13 protein-coding genes are annotated in these 24,539 nt (G+C 68.6%); 5 read left to right on the forward strand and 8 right to left on the reverse strand.

Translation table 11 applies throughout. The annotated features are described in order from the left end of the window. Window positions 1-91 precede the first annotated feature (91 nt). From AC5O77_RS06140 to purL, 3 genes are all read right to left on the reverse strand, one after another. Window positions 92-1,945, reverse strand: a complete 1,854-nt coding sequence (locus AC5O77_RS06140) for a S8 family peptidase (RefSeq protein ID WP_478058141.1) — start codon at window positions 1,943-1,945, stop codon at window positions 92-94. Window positions 1,946-2,102: 157 nt separating this feature from the next. Next, entirely contained in the window at window positions 2,103-9,281 is a 7,179-nt protein-coding gene (locus tag AC5O77_RS06145) for an ESPR-type extended signal peptide-containing protein (RefSeq protein WP_494506566.1), read from the reverse strand. 438 nt (window positions 9,282-9,719) lie between these two features. Beyond that, window positions 9,720-13,604, reverse strand: a complete 3,885-nt coding sequence (purL, locus tag AC5O77_RS06150) for a phosphoribosylformylglycinamidine synthase (RefSeq protein WP_478058139.1) — start codon at window positions 13,602-13,604, stop codon at window positions 9,720-9,722. A gap of 814 nt (window positions 13,605-14,418) precedes the next feature. Here purL and AC5O77_RS06155 point away from each other — a divergent pair. Further along, complete coding sequence (locus tag AC5O77_RS06155) at window positions 14,419-16,518, forward strand: glycosyl hydrolase family 18 protein (RefSeq protein WP_494506567.1); 2,100 nt, start codon at window positions 14,419-14,421, stop codon at window positions 16,516-16,518. Between the two features lie 110 nt (window positions 16,519-16,628). Here the strand turns inward: AC5O77_RS06155 and AC5O77_RS06160 are convergent, their stop codons facing one another. After that, window positions 16,629-17,414, reverse strand: a complete 786-nt coding sequence (locus AC5O77_RS06160; RefSeq protein ID WP_049398153.1) for a DsbC family protein — start codon at window positions 17,412-17,414, stop codon at window positions 16,629-16,631. Window positions 17,415-17,514: 100 nt separating this feature from the next. Next, window positions 17,515-18,492, reverse strand: coding sequence for a site-specific tyrosine recombinase XerD (xerD, locus tag AC5O77_RS06165; protein ID WP_478058137.1), 978 nt, complete (start codon window positions 18,490-18,492; stop codon window positions 17,515-17,517). 56 nt (window positions 18,493-18,548) lie between these two features. Here xerD and AC5O77_RS06170 point away from each other — a divergent pair, with 56 nt between their 5' ends. Then, window positions 18,549-19,040 (forward strand): RDD family protein, encoded by a 492-nt coding sequence (locus AC5O77_RS06170; protein WP_478058136.1) that lies wholly within the window; start codon window positions 18,549-18,551, stop codon window positions 19,038-19,040. 54 nt (window positions 19,041-19,094) lie between these two features. On the opposite strand, the gene AC5O77_RS06175 is transcribed toward AC5O77_RS06170, so the two are convergent. From AC5O77_RS06175 to lptF, 3 genes are read right to left on the reverse strand one after another with little or no spacing between them, the layout of a single operon-like run. Continuing rightward, window positions 19,095-19,967, reverse strand: coding sequence for a hypothetical protein (locus AC5O77_RS06175; protein WP_478058135.1), 873 nt, complete (start codon window positions 19,965-19,967; stop codon window positions 19,095-19,097). A gap of 54 nt (window positions 19,968-20,021) precedes the next feature. Next, a complete protein-coding gene (gene lptG, locus AC5O77_RS06180; protein ID WP_032128009.1) occupies window positions 20,022-21,128 on the reverse strand; it encodes an LPS export ABC transporter permease LptG in 1,107 nt (368 codons plus the stop codon). Next, window positions 21,125-22,207 carry an LPS export ABC transporter permease LptF gene (gene lptF, locus AC5O77_RS06185; protein WP_032128008.1) on the reverse strand — a complete coding sequence of 361 codons (1,083 nt, stop codon included), beginning with the start codon at window positions 22,205-22,207 and terminating at the stop codon, window positions 21,125-21,127. The genes lptG and lptF overlap by 4 nt, the downstream gene beginning before the upstream one ends. Window positions 22,208-22,311: 104 nt before the next feature. Here lptF and AC5O77_RS06190 point away from each other — a divergent pair, with 104 nt between their 5' ends. The 3 genes from AC5O77_RS06190 to AC5O77_RS06200 all read left to right on the forward strand — a co-directional run bounded on the left by AC5O77_RS06190 (window position 22,312) and on the right by AC5O77_RS06200 (window position 24,509). Further along, a complete protein-coding gene (locus tag AC5O77_RS06190) occupies window positions 22,312-23,790 on the forward strand; it encodes a leucyl aminopeptidase (RefSeq protein ID WP_329810708.1) in 1,479 nt (492 codons plus the stop codon). Between the two features lie 82 nt (window positions 23,791-23,872). Then, a complete protein-coding gene (locus AC5O77_RS06195) occupies window positions 23,873-24,298 on the forward strand; it encodes a DNA polymerase III subunit chi (RefSeq protein ID WP_049400292.1) in 426 nt (141 codons plus the stop codon). Between the two features lie 19 nt (window positions 24,299-24,317). Next, window positions 24,318-24,509, forward strand: coding sequence for a YqaE/Pmp3 family membrane protein (locus AC5O77_RS06200; protein ID WP_012510005.1), 192 nt, complete (start codon window positions 24,318-24,320; stop codon window positions 24,507-24,509). Window positions 24,510-24,539 lie beyond the last annotated feature (30 nt).

The raw sequence follows: 24,539 nt of genomic DNA on the forward strand, positions 1-24,539 counted from the left end.
TTTCCGCCGCCCCTGCGCCACCTTTCGTAAAAAGACGAAGCCCGTCACATGGGATGACGGGCTTCGGCCATTCAACTACGACAGTTCAAGCTTACTGCGTGGCGAGAATGCTCACCCCGTTGTAGGCCGCTTCACCCACCACCTTGATGTAGTAGGTGGCCGCCACCGGCTTGGTCACCCGCACCGTCTCGGAGGTGCCCGGACGGGTCGACTTGGCGTCATTGTCGCTGGCACTGGGCTCACGGCCTTCAGCCACGTAGACCGAAACGTTGCCGGTGCCACCGTAGGTGATCACGCTGAACTGCTTGCCGGCAGCCGCTTCGAAGCTGTAGAGCTTGCTGCTGCCGGCCGCACCGGACAGGCCACCGACGGCGGCCTTGTTGGTCAGCGGCGTGGCCACCGGCCCGCAGTTCTCGGTGCACGGTTCTTCCAGTGCCTTGGCCAGCGCAGCCTTGGCATCGAGGATGCCGGTACCGATCGGGGTGGCCGCCGGGATGGCGACCGGGAACGGACGCGCGGTTTCCTTCAGCAGGGTGCGCATGGCCGCCGGAGTCAGCGGATCCTTGCCCTTGGCGATCAGTGCGCTCTGCACCAGTGCGGCAACGGCGGCCACATGCGGCGAGGCCATCGAGGTACCGCCCATGCCCATGTAGCCCGGCGTGCCCGATTCCGGCGTGGTGGCCGCATTGGAGCCGGTCTGCCAGATGTAGCCACCCGGGTTGCCGTCGACACTGCCGCCGCCACCCGGACCGGACAGGTCCACGCGGGTGCCATAGTTGGAGTAGTAGGTGATGCCACCGGTGATGCGGGTGGCACCCACGGTCACCACGCCTTCGCAGCTGGCCGGACGGTACTTGGACGCGTTGTCGGCTTCATTGCCCGCCGCGACCACCACGGTGGTGCCACGCGAGATCGCGCCATTGATGGCGTCCTGGTAGGTGCTGCCGCAGGTACCGCTGCCGCCCAGGCTCATGTTGATGATCTCGGCCGGGTTGGTGTTGGCCGGGATGCCGGTCACCGTGCCACCCGATGCCCAGACCACCGCGTCGGCGATGTCGGACAGGTAGCCGCCGCACTTGCCCAGCACACGTAACGGCAGCACCTTGGCCTTGTAGGCGACACCGGCCATGCCGACGCCGTTGTTGGTCTGCTCGGCTACGGTGCCGGCTACGTGGGTGCCGTGCCAGGAACTGTCCTCGGCCAGCGAGCCGTCATAGCACTCGTTGTCGTTCTCGACCCAGTCACCGTAGTCCTGCGCACCCGGCACACGATCGTTGGTCGGGCGCCGCGAGGTCTCCGCATCGCTGATGAAGTCGTAACCCTCCAGCAGGTTGCCGACCAGGTCCGGATGCTGCGGCAGGATGCCGGTATCGATCACCGCCACCACGATGCCCTCACCCTGCGAGACATCCCATGCCGCCGGTGCGTTGATGCCGCCGACGGCGTTGTGCAGGTGCCACTGGTTCTGCTGGTAGAAGGGATCGTTCGGCACCAGCGCCGGCTGTACGTTGCCGGCACGCAGTTCGGTGCGGCGCAGCTTGACGTCGGCTTCGGCGTACTGCACCGACGGGTCGGCCTGCAGTTCCTTCAGCACACGCTGCAGTTCGGCCGGGGCCAGGCGGCCCTGCACGCGGATCAGGTCCGCACCGGTAGCGAGCTTGCGTACCACCTGCGGGCCGAGGGTACTGGCACGTGAGGTACCGCCGGACAGGCTGGCCCGGGTCAGCGCCGACTGCACGGTGGACAGCTTCGCCGAGCGGTCGGTGGCGGCGGCAGCGCCGGCCCGGTACTTGACGATGATGCGCTCGGCGCCCGGCTGGGCGGTGCTGGCCTGGCGCACCGGTTCGCGGGTCGGCAGGCCGGCGGCGTGGACGGCACCGACGGCCGTCATCGACAGCACGGCGGCGGCAAGCACATTGATGCGAAGGTTCTGCTTCTTGATCACGTCGAATTCCTCTTCTGGGTCATGGATCGAACCAACACTGCGGCCATCATTCCTTGACGACTCCCGGCCGGCCCAGCCGGGATTGCCGTGACCTCCCCCCAGGCCCTCACTGCAGGTGCTGCGCCGGCGTGGGTGGCCGCCGGCGCGATGGAGTGGCTTACCAGCCGAAGCCGGCACCGACGCCAACCGAGCTGTCGTCGCTGCTGAAAGCACCGCCGAAGGTCACCGTGGCGCGATCGCTGATCGCACGCTGGTAGCCCAGCGACAACGCCGACTCGCCGCCCTGGAAACCAATGCCGACGCCGACCCGGTTCTGGGTGCGGATACCGGCGGCACTGGTGGCCATGTTGAGCATCGCCGCGCTCATCGCACCCTGGCGGTCGATGCGGCGATCCATGTGGCGCAGGCGTCCGTCGATCTCGCCCTTGAACACATCGAAGCTGTCGGCGACGGCCTGGACGCGGCTGTCGGTGTAGCTGTTGGCCGTGGCCATGCCACGGTCGAGCTGGCCCTTGTTGACCGCATCGGTGGCCGTAGTACCCGCCGCCACATTGGTGACCTGGCGCTCGTTGCCTTCACTGCCCACCGAGACCGTGTTGGCACGATCGGCAACCGAGCCCTGGCCCAGCGCCACCGCGTTCGCCGCGGTGGCATTGGCGCCCTGGCCGATGGCCGTGGACGAAGCGCCACTGGCGACGGCGCCCTCGCCCATGGCGACGGCATTGAAGCCCGTCGCGGGAGTGCCAACCGGAATCCCGGCACCGGCGGCGGCAGCGGTCGGCGTGCCCTGCATACGCGCGGTGCTGGCCGGTGCCGCGTCGGCCGTTGCAGGTGCATCAGCGGTGCTTGCCAGCGGGCTCTCATCCAGCGAGGCACTCATCGCGCGCAGGTTGGCAGTCCCGGCACGCGAGCCACCGGCGGTTCTGCGGTCGATCTCGCTGACCTTGCGGTCCAGCGCGCCGAGCGCATCGCCGACGTTGCTGTAGGTGGCGCCCTGGATCACGTAGTTCGGGGCCACGAACACACCCTGCATGCCGACGCTGGCACCACCGCCGAGGAAGCTGGCGGCATCGCTGAGCGACTGGAACAGCTGGCCGCCGTTGATCGCCTGGCGACTGCCCGCGGCAATGCTGCCGGCACCGACGTTGTCGATGGTGGTGCCCTGGAAACCGGACAGGGTCAGGCGGTCACGGCTGGCGTCGTCGTAGCTGACCGCGCTGGCCGCGGTGGTTTCCACGGTGGCGATGCGCGAATCGAAATCGCCCACGCGCGTTTCCACCGCGCCCACCCGCTGGTTGGTGACGTTGAGCTGGGAGCCGGTGATGGCATCGCTGCTGCCGGCGGCGATGCGGCCATCGGCCACATTGACGATGCGGCGCGTGGCTGGACCATCGGTGCCATTGCCACCGCCGACCGACACCACGTTGGCATCGAGCGCACGCGAGCCCGCACCCAGCGCCACCGAGTTGGCACCGGACGCGCCGGCACTGTTGCCCAGTGCAAGTGCACCGTTGCCGATCGCCATCGCGTTGGCGCCCAGCGCATTGCTGCGCGCGCCGCTGGCACTGGCCGCCGAACCGATCGCGGCGGCATCACTGCCGCTGGCGCTGGCAATACCTGCGCCGGTGGCCTTGACGTAACGTGCCGTGCCATCGGCAGTCGCTGCGACCGCATCAAGCTGGCCACGATTGACCGCATCGGTGCGCTCGGTACCGGAAGCGACGCGGGTGATCTGACGATCACTGGTACTGCTGCCCACCGACACGGTGTTGGCACGGTCGGCCACCGAGCCTGCGCCCAGTGCGATGCTGCCGGCCGCCGAAGCGTTGGCACTGACACCCACCGCGGTGGCATTGGCGCCGGTGGCCTTGCTGCCGTAACCCACTGCAGTGCCAAGGCGACCACTGGCTTCGGCATAGCTGCCCAGCGCCGAAGCGCCATCGGCCGAAGCATTGGCACGGAAACCACTGGCCTGCGACTGGGCGCCGCTGGCCGTGGCCTGCGCGCCGCTGGCAGTGCTGTAAGCGCCCTTGGCCTGGGCGCCGGCGCCGGTAGCACTGGCGCCGAGTTCGCTGGCGCTGGCGCCACTGCCCACGGCTACGCTGTCGACACCAGCAGCCTGCGCCGCGTTGCCGAGCGCCGCCGCATTGTTGCCGGTGGCCAGCGCATCGAAGCCCACGGCCGTGGCATTGCCGGCCATGGCATTGGCACCACTGCCCAGCGCGGTGGCGCCGTTGCCGATGGCGTTGGCCGCGTTGCCGGCGGCCAGTGCGTTGTCACCGTCCACCAGGGCACCGGCCTCGCCATCGGCATTGCCGCTGGCCTGGAACTGGCGGCTGGTCTTGTCGGCGACGCTGGCGACTGCATCCAACTGGCCCTTGTTCACCGCATCGGTGGCTTCGGTACCGGCTGCGACATGGGTGACCTGGCGCTCACCGCCCGCCTTGCCGACGGCCACCGTGTTGTCACGGTCGGCCTTGGAGCCGGCGCCGAGCGCGACGCTGTTGCTGCCATTGGCGGTGGCGTTGGCACCCAGCGCGGTGGCACTGCTGCCTGCCGCCCACGAATTCCAGCCGATCGCCGTGGCGTAGTCTTCGGTGGCCCACGCGCCCGCACCGAATGCCGCGGCACCGGTGCCACTGGCACGCGAGGGGATCAGGCCGAAGAAGGTGCTGCCACCGATCGCCACGCTTTCTTCGCCACTGGCTTCGCTGGACTGACCGACCGCTACTGCACCGGTACCGGCGGCGGCGGCACCGAAGCCGACCGCCGTGGTGTTGGCGCCACTGGCCGCCGAACCGTAGCCCAGTGCCGTGCCGAGCCGACCGCTGGCTTCGGCATAACCGCCGACAGCGGTAGTGCCATCGGCGGACGCGGCGCTGCGGAAGCCGCTGGCCAATGCCTGGGTGCCGCTGGCATTGGCTTCGGCGCCGCTGGCGGTGCTGTACGCACCACTGGCCTGCGCACGCGCACCGGTGGCTGTGGCGCCCAGTTCACTGGCGCTGGCGCCGGTACCGAGCGCCAGGCTGTCTTCGCCGGTGGCCTGTGCCGTGCTGCCCAGGGCAGCCGCGTTGCTGCCGGTGGCCAGCGCATCGATGCCTACCGCCGTGGCGTTGGCCGCGAGCGCATTGGCACCACTGCCCAGCGCGGTGGCGCCGTTGCCGATGGCATTGGCGGCGTCACCTGCGGCCAGCGCGTTGTCGCCCTCCACCAGCGCCCCGGTTTCACCATCGGCATTGCCGCTGGCCTGGAACTGCCGGCTGGTCTTTTCCGCTGCCGCGGCTACGGCATCGAGCTGATTCCTGTTGACCGCATCATTGCCCTGGGTGCCGTCGGCCACGTTGGTGATCTGGCGGGTATTGCCGCCGCCGCCCACCGACACGGTGTTGTCGCGGTCGGCAATCGAGTCCGCACCCAGCGCCACGCTGTTGGCACCGCGCGATTCGGCGGCGTTGCCCAGTGCGGTGCTGTTGATGCCCCCCGACCAGGCGCCACCACCCACCGCAGTGGAGTAGTTGCCCGATGCCTCGGTGGCCAGCAGACCGAACAGCGAGCCGCCGACGGCGACACTGTTGGTGCCGGTGGCCAGGCTGCCCTGGCCGGTGGCGGTGCTGTAGGCGCCGGAGGCTTCCGAGTCGCCACCCACGGCCACGCTGTTGGAACCGGAGGCATTGGCGAAGTTGCCGAACGCGGTGGCGTTGAACGCCGAGGCCTGTGCGTAGCCACCGATGGCGGTGCTGTAACCGCCAGTGGCTTCGGCACCGATACCGAAGGCCGCTGACGCCGTGCCACTGGCCACGCTTTCGCTACCCACGGCGGTTGCCGCGTCACCGCTGGCATTGCTGAAGTAGCCCACGGCCACGGCCTCTTCGCCGGACGCTTCGGACAGCACGCCATTGGCAGTGCTACCGGCGCCACTGGCGATGCTGGCCGCACCGAACGCCGCGCTCTGCTCGCCGCTGGCTTCGCTTTCCGCGCCATGCGCGGTGGCGTACTCGCCCGTGGCCTGTGCGTTGGCACCAACAGCGCTGGCGTTGGCTGCGGTCGCCAACGCATTGAAGCCCAGCGCCTGTGCGTTGCTGGCCAGCGCATTGGCGCCGCTACCCAGTGCGGTGGCGCCGTTGCCGATGGCGTTGGCGGCATCACCGGCCGCCAGTGCGTTGTCACCTTCCACCAATGCACCGGCTACGTCGTCGCCGTTGCCGCTGGCCTGGAAGAAGCGGCTGGTGGTGGTGGCCGTGGTCGCCACCGCATCCAGCTGCGCCTTGTTCACCGCATCGGTGGCCTGGGTGCCGGCGGCGACGTTGGTGACCTGGCGTTCGTTGCCGGCGCTGCCCACCGACACCGTGCGCGCGCGGTTGGCGACCGAACCGGCACCCAGCGCGACCGTATTGCTGGCGCTGGCATTGCTGCCGGCACCGAGCGCGATCGCACTCTCACCACCGGCCACCGTATTGGTGCCGATGGCGATGCTGTTGATGCTGTTGCCCAACGCCTGGAAACCCAATGCCACGCTGTTGTCGCCATAACCGAAGGCACCGCGGCCAACGGCGGTGGAACTGGCGCCGTTGGCCCAGCTGTTGTAACCGATGGAGGTCGCGCCGCTGCCGCTGGCCCAGGCCGCGTTGCCGAACGCTGACGCGTTGGTGGCGGTGGCCCATGCACCCGAACCGAATGCTGCTGCGCCACTGGCAGTGGCCCAGCTGTATCCGCCTACTGCGGTGCTGTCATCGCTGCTGGCGAATGCGCTGTCGCCGACCGCAACCGCATAGCTGCCGGTGGCGCGCGACTTGCCGCCTGCGGCGAAGCTGTTGTCACCACTGGCCTTGGCCGCGTTGCCGAAAGCGCTGCTGGCAGCCCCGGTGGCCTGCGCACCGCTGCCGACTGCGGTGGCATCGGCAACAGCGGTGGTGCCCACCTGCTGCGCCGTGCCATCGGCACCGATGATCGGCTGGTTGAACTCGTCGTAGGCCTGGCCGAGGCCACCGATGGCGACACCGCCATTACCGGTGGCCGCGCTGTTGCGGCCCACGGCCACGCTGTCATCGCCGATGGCCGACGCGGCAGCACCCTGCGCGATGGCACCTGCGCCGATCGCATTGCTCGACGAACCCACAGCGATGGAGCCTTCGCCATCAGCCAGTGCGCCAGCATCACTGCCCGCCTCCGGCTGTGCCTGGAAGAAACGCGCGGTGGTGTCGGCAGTGCCGGCCACGGCGTCGAGCTGGGCTTTGTTCACCGCATCGGTGGCTTCGCTGCCTGCAGCGACGCTGGTGATCTGCCGCTCGTTGCCGGCGCTGCCGACGGCCACGCTGTTGGCGCGCACCGCTTCGGAATTCGCGCCGAGTGCCACACTGTTCGCGCCGCGTGCGGTGGCGTAGTAACCCACGGCAGTGCTCTGCGCTCCGCTCGCCCAGGTCTGCGCGCCCAGGGCACTGGCGTTCTCGCCCGGTGCATAGGCGAAGTAGCCGACCGCGGTCGCTTCGGCGCCGGAGGCTTCGCTGAGGCTGCCGTTGGCCACGGCACGGTCGCCACTGGCGATGGCACCGGCACCGACGGCGGTGGCGGCTTCGCCACTGGCCTGGGTCTGCACGAAGAAGCCCAGGCCGGGGATCAGGTCAGCCGGGCCACCGATGGCGACGCTGCTGGTGCCCGTCGCGTTGCTCTGCGTACCCAGCGCGGTGGAATAATCGCCGATGGCATTGGCCACGGCGCCGAAGGCCGACGCCTGCGCACCGGCCGCATAGGCGCCGACGCCGTAGGACGACGCCGCAAAACCACTGGCTTCGGCACTGGCGCCGACCGCAGTGCCGCCGACGCCTGCGCTGGTTGCGCCGGTTTCCACCGGCACGCCGCCGCTGGTGATCAGCGGGTTGCCATCGGCATCCACCGCAGCGCCACCCACGGCAACGCTGCCTGGACCGTTGGCCTGCGCGTTGTTGCCGAACGCGGCACTGTTCTGGCCCGAGGCCAGCGCGTTGTTGCCAACGGCGGTGGCGTTCTGCGCGACGGCGGTGGCGCCGGCACCGACTGCAGTGGTGCCGTTGCCGATGGCATTGGCGGCCTCGCCGGCCGCCAGCGCCTCGTCGCCCTCGGCCAGTGCACCGGCATCGCTGTTGCTGCTGCCATTGGCCTGGAAGCGCTTGGCGGTGGCATCGGCCACGGCGGCGACGTCCTTCAGCTGACCGACATTGACTGCATCGTTGTCTTCGGTGCCTGCGGCCACGCTGGTGATCTGCCGGGTCAGCCCGTATTCGGCGGCACCAACGGACACGGTATCGACGCGGTCGGCCAGCGAGCCCGCGCCGAGCGCCACGCTGCCGGTGGCCACCGCCGCGGAATTCGAGCCCAGCGCGGTGCTGTATTCACCGACGGCGGTGCTGAACGCACCCACCGCGATCGATGCTTCGTTGGCGGCGGTAGCGCCGCGGCCCAGCGCGGTGCTGCCCGGGCCCATCGCCACGGCACCGCCGCCAACAGCGGTGGCGCCATCGGCAGTCGCTTCGGACAGCGCACCCAGCGCGGTGGCCGCGCCGTTCTCGCTGGCGGCGGTCGCGCTTGCGCCAACCGCGGTGTCGCCGAGACCGAATGCCGCAGCGCTCTGCCCGACCACCACGCTGGCATCGCCGATTGCCAAGGCGCCCTGGCCGAACGCGCTTGCGCCCAGGCCCGCGGCAATGGCCTGGGTACCGATGGCAGTGGTGGCATTGGCCAGCGACTGTGCGCCGGCACCGGCCGCCACGGCGCCCTGCCCTTCGATCTTCGCCGCGTCGCTGTCATCGCCTGCGCCGTCGGCCTTGAAATAACGGTTGCCGTCTGCGGCGACATCGGCAAGCGCGGCCTGCGTTGCACGCGCCTGCGCATCGAGCTGCGCCTTGTTCACCGCATCGGTGGCCTGGCTGCCTGCGGCAACATTGGTGATCTGCCGTTCCTTGCCGGTGTCACCGACGGACACGGTGTTTGCGCGGGTGGCCTTGGAGCCGGCGCCGAGCGCCACGCTGTTGGCCGCACTGGCGCTGCTGTTGCTGCCGATCGCCACCGCGTTGCTGCCCTTGGCCGTGGCCGAGCCTTCGATCAGGCACTTTTCGAGCAGCTTGCCGCTGAATGCCACGCAGGTGGCGCTGCCGCCGATCTGCACCGACTGTGCGGCAGCGACTCCGCTCATGCCCAATCCCAATACCAGGCCCAGTGCCATCGCCAACCTTGCGGGCGCAGCCTGCGTTGCATCGCGGCGCTGGTCGACGACCCCGCCGCCGCTGTCGGAGGAGGCCAGTTCCGAGGCCACCACCAACTGACCCAATGCTTTGTTCCAGACCTTGCGATAAATCCGATTCATCGGTACGGCTCCTGATTGGACTGGTTTTGGGCAAAGCAACGCCACCGCTGGGCTTTCCGGCCCAACGTCCCCTGGGGGCGTTTATTCGCGTGATTTACTGCGGGGTATTGCCGAACGGCGCGCAGCGACAGAAAACCGAGCGCGTGCGCCAACCGGTTACTGCGAAATGAATGATTCTGAAACGGGGTTCAAGTGTTAACGGCAACTTTGCAGATCGTCAAGACTTTGACACAGCAAATCCTATTGCCGTGAAGCACATCACTATTTCACGTGTTTATGAAAGGATTTTGTTATGCATGCGTGACGATTCCTCGACGCATGAAAATGCATGTAACTAGCGGTCGCGACTGGAGTTTCAAGCTCGCAAAGAAAAACCCGCCGATCAACGGCGGGTTTTTCCATACGCGATGGCATTGAGGCCTGCGCGATGCAGTGCGATCAGCCGCACCACACCCGCGCGTTGCGGAACATGCGCATCCACGGCGAGTCACCCTGCCACTCGGCCGGAGCCCAGCTCAGGTTGAGCGCGCGCGGGGTGCGTTCCGGGTGCGGCATCATGATGGTGACGCGGCCGTCACTGCTGGTCAGGCCGGTGATGCCGTCCGGCGAACCGTTCGGATTCAGCGGGTACTGGCTGGCAACGTTGCCGTGACCATCGATGTAGCGCAGCGAGACACGTGCGGCGGCCTGGTCGATGGCATTGTCGAACACGGCCTGGCCTTCGCCATGCGCCACCGCCACCTGCAGGCGCGAACCGGCCATGCCGCGCAGCAGGATCGACGGCGATTCCACCACCTCCAGCAGCGCGGTACGGGCTTCGAACTGCTCACTGGCGTTGCGGCGGAACTGTGGCCAGTGCTCGGCCCCCGGAATGATGCCCTTCAGCTGGCTCATCATCTGGCAGCCATTGCACACGCCCAGCGCGAAGCTGTCCTCGCGCGCGAAGAATGCGGCGAAGGCATCACGCAGCGCACTGCGCTCCAGGATCGAGGTGGCCCAGCCACGGCCGGCACCGAGCACGTCGCCGTAGCTGAAGCCACCACAGGCGACCAGGCCGGTGAAGTCCTGCAGGGCCACGCGGCCTTCGATCAGGTCGCTCATATGCACGTCGAAGGCGCGGAAGCCGGCACGTTCGAAGGCGTTGGCCATTTCAATCTGGCCGTTCACGCCCTGCTCGCGCAGCACGGCCACGCGCGGGCGCGCACCGGTGCTGATGAACGGCGCCGCCACGTCCTCGTTGAGGTCGAAGCTGAGCTTGGGCTTCAGGCCCGGCGCCGTGAAGGAACGCGCAATCTCGCGCTCGGCGTCGGCGTTGGCCGGGTTGTCGCGGCGCTTCTGCATGGCGTGGGTGACCGACCACCAGGCATCGAACAGCGCGTCCCAGCGCCACTCGGCCAGGTTCTCGCCACCCAGCGACACGCGCACCACCGGTGCGGTGGTCGGCTTGGCGATGCGCTGCGCGCATTCGGTCAGTGCATGGCGCTCGACCAGGTCGGCGAAGGCCGCACGGTCTTCGCGCGCGATCTGCACCACCGCGCCCAGCTCTTCGTTGAACAGGCTGCGGAACGGATCATCGCCCCAGGCATCGAGGGTGATGTCCAGGCCCAGGCGCGAGGTGAAGGCCATTTCGCACAGCGCGGCGAAGGCGCCGCCGTCGCTGCGGTCGTGATAGGCCAGCAGCAGGCCGGACTGGCGCGCATCGCGGATCAGCTCGAAGAAACCACGCAGGCGCTGCGGGTCGTCCAGGTCCGGCGCGGCACCGGCGAAAGCCGGCAGCTCGCCGTGGTCGGCATGCACCTGGGCCAGAATCGAACCGCCCAGGCGCTGCTTGCCGGCGCCCAGGCCGATCAGCCACAGCTCGCTTTCCACGTCGCGGTCGAGCAGCGGCGTCAGCTGCTGGCGCACGTCGGCCACCGGCGCGAACGCCGAGATCACGAGTGACACCGGCGACACGCTCTTGTGCGCTTCGCCCTGGTCGTGCCACTGCGCCTGCATCGACAGCGAGTCCTTGCCCACCGGGATGCTGATGTCCAGCTGCGGGCACAGTTCCATGCCCACCGCCTTCACCGCGTCGTACAGCAGCGCGTCTTCACCCGGGTGGCCGGCTGCGGCCATCCAGTTCGCCGACAGCTTGATCTCATCCAGCGCATCGACCGGGGCCGCGCACAGGTTGGTCAACGCTTCGCCCACCGCCATGCGCGCCGAAGCCGCCGCATCAAGCAGGGCCAGCGGGGTGCGCTCGCCGATCGACATCGCTTCGCCGGACACGCCGTCGAAGTCGGCCAGGGTGATCGCCACGTCGGCCACGGGCAGCTGCCACGGGCCGACCATCTGTTCGCGCGCGGTCAGGCCGCCGACGCTGCGGTCACCGATGGTGACCAGGAAGTTCTTCGAAGCGACCGTCGGGTGCGCCAGCACGCGAAGGCCGGCTTCCTGCAGGTCCAGGCCGCCGGTCTTCAGCGCCGGCCAGCGCGGGGCCGGCGGGTGCGCGGTGTCGCGGTGCATCTTCGGCGGCTTGCCGAACAGCACATCCATCGGCAGGTCGATCGGCGCATCGGCCGGGGTGTGGCCCGGCACGGCACCGTAGGCCACCACCAGGTGCTCCTCGGCAGTCGCCACGCCAACCGCGGCGAACGGGCAGCGCTCGCGGGCGCACAGTGCGGCGAACTCGGCCAGACGCTCCTGGGCCACGCCCAGCACGTAGCGTTCCTGCGATTCGTTGCACCACAGCTGCATCGGCGACAGCGACGGATCATCGGTGGGCACCTTGCCCAGATCGATGACGCCGCCGACCTTGGAGTCGTGCAGCAGTTCCGGGATGGCATTGGACAGGCCACCGGCACCGACGTCGTGGAAGAACTTGATCGGGTTGTTGGCGCCCATCGCCACGCAGCGGTCGATGACCTCCTGGCAGCGGCGTTCCATTTCCGGGTTGTCCCGCTGCACGCTGGCGAAGTCCAGATCCTCGGCACTTTCGCCGGAGGCCACCGAGCTGGCGGCACCGCCGCCCAGGCCGATCAGCATTGCCGGCCCCCCCAGCACGATCACCGCATCACCGGCCTGCAGCTGGATCTTGTCGACCTGCACGCGGTCGATCGCGCCGAGGCCACCGGCCAGCATGATCGGCTTGTCGTAGGCACGCACCAGATCGGCGCCTTCCGGCAGCTCGAAGCTGCGGAAGTAGCCGAGCAGGTTCGGGCGGCCGAACTCGTTGTTGAACGCAGCGCCGCCCAGCGGGCCGTCGGTCATGATTTCCAGCGCCGGTGCCATGCGCGGGTTCAGCGCGCGCGGCGCTTCCCACGGCTGCGGCAGCTCGGGAATGCGAAGGTGCGAGACCGAGAACCCGGACAGGCCCGCCTTCGGCTTGCCGCCGCGGCCGGTCGCGCCTTCGTCGCGGATCTCGCCACCGTTGCCGGTCGAGGCACCCGGGAACGGCGCGATCGCGGTCGGATGGTTATGCGTTTCCACCTTGATCTGGAACGCGCTGGGCACCTGCGGCTCGCGGCGGTATTCGCCGCTGGCCGGATCCGGGCGGTAACGCGACGCCGGATGGCCTTCGATCACCGCGGCGTTGTCGCTGTACGCGCTGAGCGTGTGCTGCGGGGTCTGCTGGTGGGTGTTCTTGATCATCCGGAACAGCGAACGGTCCTGTTCCTGGCCGTCGATGGTCCAGCTGGCGTTGAAGATCTTGTGGCGGCAGTGCTCGGAATTGGCCTGCGCGAACATCATCAGCTCGACGTCGGACGGTGCGCGGCCGAGCGCGGTGAAGCGTTCGCGCAGGTAGTCGATCTCGTCCTGGGCCATGGCCAGGCCGAGGCGCTGGTTGGCGGCCTCCAGCTGGTCCACCGGCACGCGTTCCAGTTCACCGCGGGCCGGCGCCGAGAACAGCGCCTGGCCCTGTTCCACGGTCTCCAGCACCGACTGCGTCATCGGGTCGTGCAGCGCCTTGACCAGCGCCTGCTGGGCGGCGGCATCGGCCGGCCAGCCCTGCACGTCGATGCGCAGGCCACGCTCGACCCGGCTGACCGGCTGCCCGGCACCGCGGACCAGTTCGGTGGCCTTGCTCGACCACGGCGACAGCGTGCCCAGGCGCGGCACCACGATGCGGCTGACCGCGCCGTCGGCCACGGCCTCGGCCTGCGGCGCAGCTTCGAGGATGCGGCACAGGGTGGTCAGGTCGGGGGCGGCGCTGCCTTCGGGCTGCACGAAGTAGACGTGCCAGGCACCGCTGATGCGCAGGGAGGGCGCGATGGACTGCAGGCGGGATTCAAGACGTTCGCGGCGGAACGGCGACAGGGCGGGCGCGCCCTCGAGGACCATCATGTCCGGGGAACCGTAGTTGGGAAACGGGCCCGACATTGTACCGGAAGCGGGGGAAGGGCTTTGGCCGGGCGGCGCCCGGCACCCGCCGAAGCCAAGGCAACGGCAACTGCCAAAGCAAAAGCGGGGTTCCCGTGGGATGGCGGGGTGGGTCCGGTTGCGGGGGACGCCGTGAATCCGTCCATGGAGGCTCGATCGCCGCATCCATGCGGCTCACGCCCCCGCAACCGGACCCACCCCGCCTTCGACAGATTTCCGCGATCTGCAGTAGATCCACGCCATGCGTGGATGCTCCCCGGTAGTGCCGGCCGCTGGCCGGCAACCAGGAAATTTCAGAAATCAGGCATTGAAGAGCGAAGCGATCGGCTTCTGCTTTTGATTTTTTGTTCTGTCTTCCGTGGCTGGCCGCGCAGGAACCTGTCCGTGGCCGGGCGGGTGGGCTGCGCAGGGGCGTGAGCCGCATGGATGCGGCGATCGAGCTTACATGGACGTACTTGCAGCGTCCCCTGCGCAGCCCACCCACCCGGCCAACCCTCAGAAACCCGCTTTCAGCGACCCACTCCAGCCACGAGGGGCTCCGCCGATGGCCGCCGACCGCGCACCAGCGCCGCTCCCCGCCAAATCCCCGAACCATGCACTCGCTCACGGATTGACCACACGATTGATGACAACGTTGTCCCCACCTGGCGCCGGACTCTCTCCCCGGCCTCCCAGGTACCTCCGTCCGCCCCCTCCGTCGCCTTCCCGGGCGACGCCCGGACCTGCGTCACGCGCGGCGCCATCGGGGCCCGCGCGCCCTTTGATCGGAGACTTACCCATGTACGACCCGATTGTGCGCAGTGCCGAACGTTCGACCCGAAGCTGTCGTCCCCGCCGCCTGGCCTGGCTGCTTGCCCTGGCCGCCGGTACCGCCGCCCTGCCCGGCCTGGCGCAGGCCGCCAGCTGTGCCGGCGTGGCCCAGTGGGACCAGGCCAAGATCTACCGGGCTGGCGATACCCTGCAGAAAGGAGGCGTCCTCTATCGGGCGAACCAGGACATCTGGAACGCGCCGCCGGACCATCCGGCCGGTGCGCCCTACTACACCAACCTCGGTGCCTGCGATGGCAGCGGCGCCAACCAGCCGCCGGTGGTCAGCCTGACCTCGCCGGCCAACGGCGCCACCTTCAGCGCCGGCAGCACGGTCAACGTGACCGCCAACGCCAGTGATCCGGACGGCAGCGTCGCCAAGGTCGAGTTCTTCCGCGATGGCAGCACGCTGGGCGTGGCCACCAGTGCGCCGTACGCGGCCAGCTGGGCCAATGCCAGCGCCGGCAGCCACACCCTGCGTGCAGTCGCGACCGACAACAACAACGCCACCACCAGCACCGCGACCATCAACATCACCGTCAACGCCGCCGGTGGCGATACCACCGCACCGAGCGTGCCGGGCGGGCTGGCGGTCGGCACCCGCACCGCCAACAGCATCGCGCTCAGCTGGAGCCCGTCCACCGACAACACCGGTGGCAGCGGCGTGGCCGGTTACGACGTGTACCGCAACGGCAGCCTGGTCGGTTCACCGTCCAGCGCCAGCTACATCGATGGCGGGCTGACTGCCTCCACCACCTACCGCTACCGGGTTCGTGCCCGCGACAACGCCGGCAACGCCTCGGCCCAGGGCACCGAGATCAGCGCCACTACGCTGGCCGGCGACGGCGGCACCACCGGCAAGCGGGTGATCGGTTACTTCACCCAGTGGGGCATCTACGGCCGCAACTACCGGGTCAAGAACATCGACAGCAGTGGCTCGGCCGCACGCCTGACCCACATCAACTACGCGTTCGGCAACGTGCGCAACAACCGTTGCGAAGTGGGCATCACCCAGCCGTCGGATCCGAACAGCGGTGCCGGTGGCGATGCCTTCGCCGACTACACCAAGGCCTTCAGTGCCGCCGAGAGCGTCAGCGGCAGCGCCGATACCTGGGACCAGCCGTTGCGCGGTAACTGGAACCAGCTCAAGCAGCTCAAGGCCAAGTACCCGGGCATGAAGGTGCTGATCTCGCTGGGTGGCTGGACCTGGTCGCGTGGTTTCTCCAGCGCGGCGCGTCCGGAAAACCGCCAGGCCTTCGTCGCCTCGTGCATCGACGCCTACATCAAGGGCAACCTGCCGGTGACCGACGGTGCCGGTGGCGCCGGTGCCGCACTGGGCGTGTTCGACGGCATCGACGTCGACTGGGAGTACCCGGTGGCCTGTGGCATCGAATGCGGCAAGCCGGAGGACAACGCCAACTTCACCGCGCTGATGGCCGAGTTCCGCCGCCAGCTCGATGCGGTGCGTCCGGGCCTGTTGCTGACGGTGGCGGTGGGTGCCGGCATCGACAAGATCCGCGTCACTGATCCGGCCGCGTACCACCCGTACCTGGACTACATCAACGTGATGACCTACGACTTCCACGGCGCGTGGGATGCGAAGACCAATCACCAGTCGGCGCTGTTCGATTCGCCGAATGATCCGTCCACCGGCGACCAGAAGCTCTACAACAGCAACGACGCCATCGAGGCCTTCATCAGCCGTGGCGTGCCCGCCGCCAAGCTCAACCTGGGCATCGGCTACTACGGGCGTGGCTGGACCGGTGTGGCCAACGCCAACAACGGCCTGTACCAGACCGCGACCGGCGCCGCCCCGGGTACCTACGAGGCCGGCATCGAAGACTGGAAGGTGCTGAAGAACCTGGCGTGGCCGGGCTACACCGACAACACCGCCGGTGCCACCTGGATCTACAACGGCAGCACGCTGTGGAGCTTCGATACCCCGGCCAACATCACCCGCAAGATGGGCTACGTGAAGACCCAGGGCCTGGGCGGCGCGTTCGTCTGGGAGTTCAGCGGTGACGATGCGCAGGGAACGCTGACCAAGGCGGTCAGTGATGGCCTGAAATAAGCAAAAAGCCGGGGGCGCATTGTGCGCCCCCGGCCTCTGATCTTTAGCGCCGAGCCCATGCTCGGCTGATGGTCCCGCAGTCGAGCATGCCTCGACGCTACGATTCCGCGTCAGCGCTTCTCGGACAGCTTGTCCAGCGCCGCACGCAGCTGCGCCGGCGGCAGGTAACCGCCCAGCTGGGTGCCATCCGGCGCGAAGATCGCCGGCGTGCCGTTCACGCCCAACTGCTGGCCCAGCGCGTACTGCATCGCCACCGGGTTGGTGCAGTTCTTGGCCGGCACACTGCCACCGCGCTTGGCGTTGGTCAGGGCCTGGCGGCGATCCGCTGCACACCAGACCGAAATCATGTCGGTGTAGTCCTTGCTGCCCAGGCCCATGCGCGGGAATGCCAGGTACTCGACCGAGATGCCGTTGCGGTTGAGCTCCGCGATGTCCTGATGCAGCTTGCGGCAGTAACCGCACTCGATGTCGGTGAACACGCTGATGGTGTACTTGGCATTGGGCGCAGCGAATACGATGCGGTCGCCGTGGTTGGCCTTGGCCAGCAGATCGCGGCGGTAGCCGAGCAGGCCTTCGCTGTTGGCCGGGCCCTTGGCACGCGTGTCGTAGGGCTGCGACTGGAACAGGTAGCGGCCATCGTCGGACACGTACAGCAACTGGCCGGAGACCACGACCTCGCGGAAGCCGGGGAACGGCGCAGCGCCGATGTAGTCCACCTGGAAGCCGGGATTCAGGGCGGTCAGCGCGGCGCGTACGGCCTGGTCGGCCGAAGCGTTGGCGGCCGGGACGGCCTTGGCCGCAGCCGCGGCGGGTGCCTTGGCGGCCGGCGGAGCCGGCTGGGCGCAGGCGGTCAGGCTGAGCGCACCGAACACGGCGGCGATGGCAAATCGGAGCATGGAGCGGTCCGCGACAGAAGAAGATCCCGGATTCTGACACAGCCGCCGCTACCGGGCCGCGACACTGCCCACCGTCCGAGGCCGGGGTTCAGGCCGCTGCTCAGCCGCGCGGATGGTGGCGCGCGTGCAGCTTCTGCAGGTGTTCGCGGGCCACCAGGGTGTAGATCTGGGTGGTCGACAGCGAGCTGTGGCCGAGCAGCATCTGCAGCGCGCGCAGGTCGGCGCCGCGGTTGAGCAGATGCGTGGCGAAGCTGTGGCGCAGGCCATGCGGGCTGATCCGCACCGGATCGATACCGGCCACCTGCGCGTGGCGCTTGACCAGATGCCAGAACGCCTGGCGGGTCAGCGCATGCAGCGTCGGCTCGACAAACAATGGGGTCTGCCCATCGGCCAGCGCCTGCACCTTGCCCTTGCCGACCAGCTGCGGGCGCGACGCCTGCAGATAGCGCTCCAGCCAGTGCTGCGATTCCTCGCCCAGCGGCACCAGCCGCTCCTTGCTGCCCTTGCCCGTGACCCTCAGCACGCCCTGGCGCAGGTTGACTGCCGTGGCCGGTAGCAGCACCAGCTCGCTCACGCGCAGGCCGGCCGCATACATCAGCTCCAGCATGGCGCGGTCGCGCAGGCCCAGCGGACTGTCGATGTCCGGCGCCGCCAACAGTGCGTCGATCTGGCTTTCGGCCAGCGCCTTCGGCAACAGCCGCGGCAGCTTCGGCGGGTCCAGCAGGGCACTGGGGTCCTCGCTGCGTTCACCACGGCGCACGCCATCGGCGAAGAACGCGCGCAGCGCCGACAGCAGGCGCGCATTGCTGCGCGGCGACCAGCCATGCCGGGTGCGCCAGGCCAGGTAATCGAACAACCCCGGGCGCTCGATGCCGGCCAGGCCACCGTCGCGTCCATCCATCCAGCGCGCCAGCCCTTCCAGGTCGCGCCGGTAGCTGTCGAGGGTGGCGCGGGCCAGGCCGTTCTCGGCCCAGATCGCATCGAGGAAGCGCTTGATGCGCGCGCTGTCGTCGGCGCGCAGCTCGGGCAGTTGCTGCACCAGCTGGCGGCGTTCGGCGGGGGTGGAAACAAGGGCCATGGGTGCAGGATACGAGGGCCACTGCGGGCGCGGCCAGCTTTGCGTATGCTCGGCGCATGTCCCGCCCCGCCACCGACACGGCCCCTGCGGCCGCTACCGAAATGCCCCGCCCACGTGCCTTGTTGGCCTGGCGCGTGCTGGCGATGGTCTACGACGCACTGCCGGTGCTGGCGCTGTGGATGCTGGCCGGCACGCTGTTCACCCTCGCCTACACCTTCAGCGGCCACGCGCAGCGCGAGAACATCGCACCATTCAGTGCCTGGCAGTGGCTGCTGTGGGCGGTGTGCTGGGGAATCACGGGGGGGTACGCCACGGCCAGCTGGCGCCGTGGCGGACAGACGCTGGGCATGCGACCGTGGCGGCTGAAACTGCAATCGAGCGATGGCACGCCGCTGCGGCGCGGCCAACTGTGGCTGCGCTTCGCGGTGGGCTCACTGTCGCTGCTGCTGGGTGGACTGGGGTTCTGGTGGGCATGGGTCGACCGCGATCGCCTGACCTGGCACGACCGCGCCAGCGGCACCCGCCTGATGCGCATGCCGAAGCGGTGATGCACCACGTGTAGAGCCGAGCATGGGCTCGGCTCTACACGATCAACGCAGCGATCAGCCAGCAGCTGCCGGATCCGGCAGGATCACCGCCGGCTGCGTCCAGAGGTCGAAGAAGGCGGACGCAAACGCATTGGCCTGCACATCGTCAGCCACCGGCGACTGTCCGCTCAATTGCGCACGGGTCTTCACGAACTCCTGCCACAGTTTCAGGCTGGCCTTCTTCAGGCGCTTCTGCTCGCCTGCATCGGTTGCGGCAAGGTACTGCGCGTACAGCTCGCGCATCGGTTTGCCCTGGGCCTCATAGGCCGCCGGAAGCGGCGGCAGCTGGGCGGCAGTGAAAGCCACCGATGCTGCCGGCGGCCGGTAGCCATCCGGCCCGAAAGCCTCCTTCAGCTCGTCCCCGGCATCCAGGTATTCGAAGAAGCCAGGCACGTTGTAGAGCTTGGTCCGGTAGTCGGACGAGGTATCCGGGCTGCTGGAGACCACCGTGTCAGGCAGCTCGCCCTTCAGTCCTGCGTCCCAACGGCGCGGAATGAAGAAGCCGGTCGCCTTCACGTAGGGACCCTCGATCTCCACATCGTTCAGTTCGATCTTCGATGCCAGGTTGCCGGTATTGGTTTTGCTGGTGACGTACTGCTCGGTGACGATCACGTACTCGGCCATGGCCGGGTTGATCAGCCCGCCGATCCCGTCGGCGTAGACAACCATGCGTACGCTGCCGATTTTCTCGCTCTGCAGCCGGTACTGGCCCGGCTCCAGGACCAGGGGCATGGAGGTGTGCGGCGGCAGGGTATGCACCTGCTGGTCGACCGACAAGGTCAGCGGTGCATCCGTCGGGTTGTCGATCTCGAAGTCGACGGTGGACCGGCTGCAGCCGGCAGAAAGCAGCACGGCCGCGATGTACGGCAGAAAGCGTTGGAAGCTCATGTTCGTCCTTGAAGTGAAACGGAAACAGCCGGGCCTTGCCCGGCTCCCTGGGAATCAACCTGATTTGCGCCGGAACAGCAATCCAGACACCGCCAGCATCACGATCGGTGGCAGCGCATAGGCAATGCGGTAATCGAACTTCAGCGCGCCGGCCATGCGTCCGAAGAACAGCTGCAGCAGCCAGAAGCCCAGCGCGAACAGGATGCCCAGGAACAGGCGCTTGCCCATGCCGCCGCTGCGCAGCGAGCCGAACGCGAACGGCACCGCCGCCAGGCACAGCGCCAGCACGTTCAACGGGTAGAACCAGCGGCTCCAGTACACGTCCTCGAAGTCACGCGCGTCCAGCCCGTTGCGCTGCCGGTAGGTGATGCTGGTGCTCAGTTCGGCCAGGCTGAGGTTGCGCGGCTTGGCGATGCCGGTGGCCAATGCGGCCGCATCCAGCTTCGAATTCCACGGTTCGCGCGCGATTTCCTGGCGGGTCGCCGAGCGCTCGCCGAAGGTATCGCGACGTACCCCGGTCAGCACCCAGCCATCCTTGTCATGCTCGGCGGTGTCGGCATGGGTCAATGAGGCGATGCCCCCGTTCTCGGCGATGCGGTACAGGCGCACGTCGCGCAGGATCAGGCGCGTGCCCTTGTCGCCGACCAGCTGCTCCTCGCCGCTCTGCGCGTTGAGGAAGGTATCGCCCTCGCGTGCCCACAGGCCCGAGTAGCGGCTGGTGGCGATATCCCGCCCCCACTTGGCGCTGGACTTCAACGCATCGGCGCGGTCCTGGCCCCAGGGGCCCAGGGTCTCGGCGCTGAACACCATCACCGCGGTCAGCAGCGACAGCGCAATCGCCACTGAAACGCTCAGGCGCTTGCGCGACAGGCCCAGCGCACGCAGCGCGGTCAGCTCCGAGGTCGCTGCCAGCTGGCCCAGGCCCATCAGTGCACCGATCACCGCGGCGGTGGGGAACATGGTGTAGGCGCGGCGTGGCACCGTGTACAGCACCCAGGCGGCGGCATGGCCCAGCGTGTAGCCGTTCTTGCCGATGTCCTTGAACTCGCCGGAGAACGCCATCACCACGTCCAGGCCAACCAGCACGGCCCAGGTCAGCAGCACCGTGGTGAACACCGACCGGCCCAGGTACAGGTCGAAACGCATCGGGCGCAGCCTCATGCGCGGGCTCCCTTCGGGCGGCCCAGGCGGCCATCACGTGCATACATCCAGATTGCCAGCGCCAGCAACGGCAGAGTCAACCACCACAGGCCGAGCGCTGGGGGGATCTTGCCGTTGGCGATCCAGCCGCTGCCGATGAACATCAGATTGGTGCCGACCATGTAGGCCATCAGCGCCAGCATCATGCGGCCGTAGCGCTGCTGGCGCGGCGAGCTGCGGCCCAGCGGCACGGTCAGCAGGGCGAACGCCAGCGCGATCAGCGGCGGCGCCAGGCGGCGGTGCAGCTGCGCCTGCGCCTGCGGACGCTCATCGCCGATCAGCTGCAGGGTCGGCATCAGTTCCGGGTCATCCTCGGTGCGGGTCTGCGCGCCATCGGGCAGGGCCACGTCATTGCGGGCGAAGGTCGCCAGGCGGTAGTCCAGGCCACCAGCCACCGGCCCTTCCACCTGGTGGCCGTCATCCAGCTCCAGGAAGCGCTGGCGGGTACCTTCGAAGAACATGCGGCCGCCATTGGCCGACACCACCTCCAGGCGGTCATCCTTCTGGCGCTGCAGGAACACCTTGCCCAGCTGGGTGCCATCGGGCGAGATCGAGGACAGGTAGACCACGCCGCCATTGGGCAGCGGGGTGAAGCGGCCCGGCTCCAGACCGGCCATCAACACGCTGCGGTTGGCCTCGATGATCATCTGCTCGGCCACCCGGCCGGCCCACGGGCCCAGCCACAGCGAGCAGGCGCCCACCAGTGCCACCACCGGCACCACCAGCATCAGCAGTGGCCGCAGCAGTCGCTTGGGGCCGACACCAATGGCGGTGATCACTGCCATTTCCGAGTCGCGGTACAGGCGCGCGATGGCCAGCAGCAGGCCCAGCATCAGCGCCAGCGGCAGGATCAGCGGCAGGTAGGCAATGAACTGCAGGCCCAGCTGCGAGAACAGCAGCTTGGCCGGCAGGCGCCCGTCGGCGATGTTGCCGAGGATGTCCACCAGCACGCCGCCCACGCTGACCACCAGCAGGACGATCAGGGTAGCCAGGAAACTCTGGACGAAATCGCCCAGCAGGTATCGGTCGAGCTTCAGCATGGGGCGGTGGTTTAAACTCTGGGGTTCGTTCGCGGTGCCGCCCAGTCTACTGTCTGGGCGTAAACGGCCTGCGATTGTACGGACTCGCCAATGGAATCTGCTCAATGGCCCTCGAATTCACCCTGAACCACGTTGCTCCGGCCGCCGCCACCGTCGATTGCCTGGTGGTTGGCGCGTATGCCGACCATACCCTGACCCCGGCCGCACAGGCCCTGGACGCCGCCAGCGGTGGCCGCCTGGCCGCCCTGGCCCAGCGCGGCGACCTGTCCGGCAAGACCGGCGCCACCACCCTGCTGCATGACCTGCCGGGCGTGACCGCCCCGCGCGTGCTGGTGGTCGGCCTCGGCGAAGTCGCCCGCTTCGGCGTGCCGCAGTACCTGAAGGCCGTCGGCGACGCCGTGCGCGCGCTGAAGGCCGGTGCTGCCCGCAGCGCACTGTTCACCCTGTCCGAAGTGGCGGTGAAGGACCGCGACGCGGCCTGGGCGATCCGCCAGGCGGTGATCGCCGCCGATCACGCCGCGTACCGCTACACCGCCACCCTGGGCAAGAAGAAGGCCGACGACGCCGGCCTGGCCCAGCTGGCCATCGCCGGTGACGACGCGCAGGCCCTGGCCCAGGGCCAGGCCATCGCCGCCGGTGTCGAGTTCGCCCGCGAGCTGGGCAACCTGCCGCCGAACTACTGCACCCCGGCCCATCTGGCCGAGGTCGGCGTGAAGTTCGCCGGCGAGCACGACGGTGCCGAAGCCGAGATCCTCGACGAGCACCAGATGGAAGCGCTGGGCATGGGCTCGCTGCTGGCCGTGGCCCGCGGTTCGGCCAACCGCCCGCGCCTGGTCGTGCTGAAGTGGAACAATGGCGGCGACGCCAAGCCGTATGTGCTGGTCGGCAAGGGCATCACCTTCGATACCGGTGGCGTCAACCTGAAGACCCAGGGCGGCATCGAAGAGATGAAGTACGACATGTGCGGTGGCGCCAACGTCATCGGCACCTTCGTCGCTGCGGTCAAGGCCAAGCTGCCGCTGAACCTGGTGGTGGTGGTGCCGGCGGTGGAAAACGCCATCGATGGCAACGCCTACCGCCCGTCCGACGTGATCACCTCGATGTCGGGCAAGACCATCGAAGTGGGCAACACCGACGCCGAAGGCCGCCTGATCCTGTGCGACGCGCTGACCTACGCGCAGCGCTTCGAGCCGGCCGCGCTGGTCGACGTCGCCACCCTGACCGGTGCCTGCATGGTCGCCCTGGGCCACCAGACCGCCGGCCTGATGAGCAAGCACGACGACCTGGCCAACGAGCTGCTGGCCGCCGGCGAGCAGGTGTTCGACCGCGCCTGGCGCCTGCCGCTGTGGGACGAGTACCAGCCGATGCTGGATTCGACCTTCGCCGACGTCTACAACATCGGCGGCCGCTGGGCCGGTGCGATCACCGCCGGCTGTTTCCTGTCGCGCTTCGCCGAAGGCCAGCGCTGGGCCCACCTGGACATCGCCGGCGTGGCCAGCGATGAAGGCAAGCGTGGCATGGCCACCGGCCGCCCGGTCGGCCTGCTGAGCCAGTGGCTGCTGGACCAGGCCGCCCGCGCCTGATGCCGTACCCGACCCTGGCCGGCCTCCGCCGGCCAGGGCCTCGCCCGGCACTGCCGGGCCCCTGCCTGACCCGGACCCTGCCATGCCCCGCGCCGACTTCTACCTGATCGCCAAGCCCCGCTTCCTGACCGAGCCGTTGCGCCTGGTCTGCGAGCTGGCGCGCAAGGCCAACGACGCCGGGTTGTTCACCCTGGTGCTGGCCCGCGACCAGGCCCAGGCCGAGGAGCTGGACGAACTGCTGTGGGCGTTCGACAACGATGCCTACATCCCGCACCAGATCGCCGGCGAGGACATGGACGAGGAAGAAGCCCTGGTGCTGATCGCCGTGCCCGGCACCGAGGCACCGGCGCGCCCGCTGGTGATCAACCTGCGTGATGAGCCCTGGCTGGGCGAGTGCGAGCGCGTGCTGGAAGTGGTTCCGGCCGACCCGGAAGCGCGCGAACCGCTGCGCGAACGCTGGCGCCAGTACAAGGCCGCCGGTTACGACCTGAACAAGCACGACATGTAAGTCCAGCGAGGACCCCTTGATGCGCCTGTTGATCGCCCTGATTCTTCCTTGGCTGTCCTTCTTCACCATCGGCCGGCCGTTTGCCGGCATTGTCTGCCTGATCCTGCAGATCACCCTGATCGGCTGGCTGCCCGCCGCGATCTGGGCCGCCTACGCGGTCAGCCAGTACCACACCGACCAGAAGATCCGGCGCGCCCTCGGGCCGCGCTGATCTCCCTTCCGCCTTGATTACCGGTTCCCC

Source organism: Stenotrophomonas sp. INTA L402-1 (assembly GCF_059295135.1).

What these genes read in the sequence shown, in the direction of transcription:
- AC5O77_RS06145 (WP_494506566.1), bottom strand. Translation starts at nt 9,281, where the DNA reads ATGAATCGGATTTATCGCAAGGTCTGGAACAAAGCATTGGGTCAGTTG.
- purL (WP_478058139.1), bottom strand. Translation starts at nt 13,604, where the DNA reads ATGATGGTCCTCGAGGGCGCGCCCGCCCTGTCGCCGTTCCGCCGCGAA.
- AC5O77_RS06155 (WP_494506567.1), top strand. Translation starts at nt 14,419, where the DNA reads ATGTACGACCCGATTGTGCGCAGTGCCGAACGTTCGACCCGAAGCTGT.
- AC5O77_RS06160 (WP_049398153.1), bottom strand. Translation starts at nt 17,414, where the DNA reads ATGCTCCGATTTGCCATCGCCGCCGTGTTCGGTGCGCTCAGCCTGACC.
- xerD (WP_478058137.1), bottom strand. Translation starts at nt 18,492, where the DNA reads ATGGCCCTTGTTTCCACCCCCGCCGAACGCCGCCAGCTGGTGCAGCAA.
- AC5O77_RS06170 (WP_478058136.1), top strand. Translation starts at nt 18,549, where the DNA reads ATGTCCCGCCCCGCCACCGACACGGCCCCTGCGGCCGCTACCGAAATG.
- AC5O77_RS06175 (WP_478058135.1), bottom strand. Translation starts at nt 19,967, where the DNA reads ATGAGCTTCCAACGCTTTCTGCCGTACATCGCGGCCGTGCTGCTTTCT.
- lptG (WP_032128009.1), bottom strand. Translation starts at nt 21,128, where the DNA reads ATGAGGCTGCGCCCGATGCGTTTCGACCTGTACCTGGGCCGGTCGGTG.
- lptF (WP_032128008.1), bottom strand. Translation starts at nt 22,207, where the DNA reads ATGCTGAAGCTCGACCGATACCTGCTGGGCGATTTCGTCCAGAGTTTC.
- AC5O77_RS06190 (WP_329810708.1), top strand. Translation starts at nt 22,312, where the DNA reads ATGGCCCTCGAATTCACCCTGAACCACGTTGCTCCGGCCGCCGCCACC.
- AC5O77_RS06195 (WP_049400292.1), top strand. Translation starts at nt 23,873, where the DNA reads ATGCCCCGCGCCGACTTCTACCTGATCGCCAAGCCCCGCTTCCTGACC.
- AC5O77_RS06200 (WP_012510005.1), top strand. Translation starts at nt 24,318, where the DNA reads ATGCGCCTGTTGATCGCCCTGATTCTTCCTTGGCTGTCCTTCTTCACC.